Source organism: Planktothricoides sp. SR001 (assembly GCF_001276715.1).
Taxonomy (GTDB): Bacteria; Cyanobacteriota; Cyanobacteriia; order Cyanobacteriales; family Laspinemataceae; genus Planktothricoides; species Planktothricoides raciborskii.
Map to the genome: position 1 here is coordinate 1 of NZ_LIUQ01000116.1, position 4503 is coordinate 4503.

Below are 4503 nucleotides of genomic sequence, written 5' to 3' on the forward strand. Positions count from 1 at the left end.
TTCTTAATCCCCGCAGATCGTTCAGAAACCGGGTTTCTTATCGGCATATCACAGTTATCTGTGGAATCCAAAAAAGAAACCCGGTTTCTTAGTCCCCGCAGACCACCCAGAAACCCGGTTTCTTCGTCCTCGCAGCTAACCCAGAAACCGGGCTTCTTTTCGGCATATCACAGTTATCTGTAGCATCCGCAGCTAACCCAGAAACCCGGTTTCTTGCCACTTTGCTTAAATCGAAAAAAACTTACTACAATCATTCAGAAGCTTATACCAGGAACCTCAGCAAATACTTAGTTAGCTAGAGAAAACATCATGCCTACAATCAGTCTCACCTCCGCAGCCAACTCACCCCAGGAAAAATATGGCCCGGGCGCCGCTGCCCACTAAGGTGGGCAGCGGCGCGAATTGGTCATCATTGACCCCACCGTATCCGACTATCAAAGTCTCGCTGCCGGAGTCAAACCGGCCACCTTTGTCCATATCCTCAACCCCAACCGGGATGGTATCGAGCAAATTACGGAAATCCTTGGGGCGAAGCATTCGCGTATAGATTGGCTGGAGAATCCACAAGATGTCGGCGCGAATGCTTTGCCCCTACAATCTATCCACATCATCTCCCACGGCAGCCCGGGCAGCCTAAAACTAGGCAACAGCACCCTCAACACCGAAAACCTAGAACAATACCAAGACCAGCTACAGCAATGGCAAACTGCCTTAGCCGATAATGCCGACATCAATATATATGGATGTAACGTCGCCCTAGGAGTCACAGGTCAGGCATTCATCCAACAACTAGCCCACCTCACCAAAGCGGATATCGCTGCCTCCACCACTCCCACGGGTAATGAGAAATTAGGCGGGAACTGGAACTTAGAATTTATTACAGGTAAAATTAAATCAGCCCTAGCATTTTCTCCCGAAGTCACCGCCGCTTATACTGGTGTTTTAGGCGATGGGTTGGGTGGAGTTGGAACTGGTGCAAATAACTTAAAATTATGGCTAAAAGCCGATGCTATCACAGGAGCCACAAATAGCGCTGCTGTCGGCACTTGGAACGACTCATCTGGTAATAGTATCGCGTTGTCTCAACCTAATGCTGCGAATCAACCAATCTATAAAACGGCGGGCTTAAATAACGTACCCACCCTCTCATTTAATGGCAGCAGCCAATACTATGAAGTCGCCTATAATGCCAGCTTGAATCCGGCTCAATTCACTGTTATTACAGTTACCCAAGTTGCGGGTGGCACAGGAACCTTTCGTTCTCCTATTACGAGCCGGAACTCAGGGCCACAACAAGGATATATACTATACGCTCAAGATGATAATAAATGGTCATCGTGGCTGCCACAAAGTCCTTGGAACTTCGCCACGGATTCTACTGCATTGACTTTCAATACAGGGTACATTACCTCTGGTTCTTACAACGGCAGTCAAAATACACTGTCAGTTAATGGCACGCAAACCAGTACAGCCCTCACTACTTTTATTCAAAATACAAGCAAACCTCTCCGGGTAGGGGCTGGAACAACCGAAACAACACCTAACTGGTTTTTCAATGGGGATATTTCGGAAGTCATATTGTACGACAAAGCTTTGAACAATGCCGAACGTACCCTAGTTGATAACTACCTTGGTGCTAAATACAACATCACCATCAGTAACGATAAATATGTAGGTGATACACCAGCCAATGGTGACTACGACTGGAATGTAGCAGGAATTGGCAAAGAAGCCAACGGCACTAACATTTCTGGTAATACCACAGGCGGCTTAATCATTGATAATGGCACATTTTTAAAAGACAATGGTGACTATCTTGTTGCAGGTCAAAAAGACACAACCGCGAACCCTGCTACATTGGTCACAACAGACCTTCCCACAGGTGCAAATAACCGTTTGTCTCGTGTGTGGTATCTCGATAAAACTGATGTCAATACTAATGGGGGAACAGCTAACCTGACCTTCGACTTTTCCGACTCAGGATTAGGTGGTACTCCTAGTGGAAAATATCATTTATTATATCGCTCTGGAACCACAGGTAATTTCGCTTACGTTAACAATGCCACTTTCACGACTAACAGCACTTTTAGCATTACTGGCGACCAAGTAACTTTTAATAATGTTGATATCGGACTACTTAATGATGGCTACTACACATTAGCCTCAAAAAATAACAATGTCCCCCTCATCAACACCATTGCTAACGCCTCGATTAATGAAGACGCGGCACAACAAACGATTACTCTCACAGGTATTAGTGATATCGAAACCGCAACTAATGCTCTGACTCTCACCGCGACTTCTGATAACACAGGCTTAACGGGTACGCCCACCATTACTAATAATAATAATGGCACGGCTACCCTCCAATATACTCCCGTAGCCAATGCCAATGGCACTGCTAACATCAGCGTTACAGTCACCGATGGCGATGGTGGTACAGTAACTAAAACCTTTGCTGTCAACGTCAACGCCGTTAACGACGCGCCCAGTTTCACGACTACCGGCAACCCAGCCGCAGTAAACGAAGACGCAGGCGCCCAGACGGTAACGGCTTGGGCAACCTTCAACCCCGGTGCTGCCAACGAATCGGCCCAAACAGCCACCTACACCGTCAGCAACATCAGCAACGCGGGATTATTTGCCACAGCACCAGCGATAGATGCGAATGGCAACCTCACTTATACCCCCGCCGCCAATGTCAACGGCACTTCCACCTTTGATGTGCAAGTCCAAGACAGCGGCGGCACTGCTAACGGCGGCGTCAATACCTCCACCACCCAAACCTTCACGATTACAGTTAATTCTGTCAACGACGCACCCAGTTTCAGCAACGCAGGCAACCAAACCCTCGCCGCTTGGACAAACACCCCCCAAACCGTTGCCAACTGGGCCAACACCTTCGTCTTCGGCCCTGCCGACGAAAGCAGCCAAGCAGTCCAAGACTTTATCGTTAACGTCACCTCTGGCAGCACCTTATTTACCAGCCTGCCAGACATCGCCAACGACGGCACCCTCACTTATACCCCCAAAGGCACCCCCGGCACTGCCACCATCTCCGTCCAACTTCAAGATAATGGCGGTGGCTCTAATACCTCCACTGCGGCCACCTTCACCATCACCATTCCCCCACCAACAGTCAACCTCTCCATCAGTCCCACCACCGGCACCGAAGCAGGCACCACCGCCATCACGGTGACAGCCACCGCCGCAGGCCCAGTATTTGGCAACCAAACCGTTGACCTGGCCTTAACCGGCTCTGCCACCGCCGCCGACTTCGCTGGCACCATTCCCACTCAAATTACCATTGCTAATGGCACCAGCAGCGGACAAGTCACCTTCACCATTGCCAATGACAACCTCGATGAAATCGACGAAACGGCTAATTTAACAATTAGTAACCCATCGGCAGGTATTCAGCTAGGAGCAACTACCACCGGCAGTTTCACCATTACTGACAACGACACCGCCGGATTTGATATCCTGCCCATCAGCGGCAACACCAGCGAAGATGGCACCCAAGCCACCTTTGACATCCGCTTAACCAGCGAACCAACCGCCAATGTCACCATTGGCTTAAGCAGCAGCAACACCGCCGAAGCGACCGTTGCCCCGGCTACCCTCACCTTTACACCAACCAACTGGAATACTTACCAAACTGTCACCATCACGGGTGTAGATGATGGGGTAGCAGACGATGACATCGCTTACCAAATTATCACCACTCCCGACACCACCACTACTGACACCAACTACAACAACCTCAACCCCGCCGATGTCGCCGTCACCAATACGGATAATGACAGCCCCGGAGTCACCATAGCTCAATCCGCAGGCAGCACCGAAGTCACAGAGGGCAGCACCACAGATACTTATACTGTAAAACTGAACACCCTCCCCACCGGCAACGTTCAAATAACGGTGAAAGCAGAAGATGCTCAAGCCGAGGTTAGTCTTGATGGCAAGAATTTTGCCGCCACTCAAACCTTAACGTTTACCAATGCCAACGGCACCACGCCGCAAACGGTGACAGTTCGTGCTGTGGATGATGCAGCCCCAGAATCCAACCATGTCAGTAGCATCACCCACGCCATTACCAACAGCGCCGATACCAAATATCTCACTACCATGACCGTGGGTGGTGTCAATGCCCATATCACCGATAACGATATCCGCTACACTCTCACCGACAGTAGTCCTACAATTACAGAAGGCAACAGCGGCACTCAGCAAATCGACTTTACCATTGAGCGAGCCGGGGCAATCAACGAAGCCAGCACCATAGATTTTAGCTTTGGCGGCACCGCAGCCAACACCATAGACTATAACCTGGTTTCTATTACTGGCACGGGAGTGACTACTACAGGCAGTACCATTAGTTTTGCTGCCAATGCCACCCAAGCCACCGTTACTGTGGAAATAGTCGGAGACCGAATAGACGAAACCGACGAAACCTTAATTTTATCTCTGCTTAACGCCACCGCCACGGGAACATCCACCATT

The 4503-nt window shown here is 49.7% G+C and carries 2 protein-coding genes; both read left to right on the plus strand.

Annotation, left to right across the window (positions count from 1 at the left end):
* On the plus strand, positions 1-183 hold a 183-nt coding region (locus tag AM228_RS35810), incomplete at its 5' end, for a hypothetical protein (protein ID WP_231636980.1).
* A 219-nt stretch (positions 184-402) separates the two neighbouring features.
* A partial coding sequence (locus AM228_RS36535) for a DUF4347 domain-containing protein (RefSeq protein ID WP_156332139.1) occupies positions 403-4503 on the plus strand: 4101 nt, incomplete at its 3' end.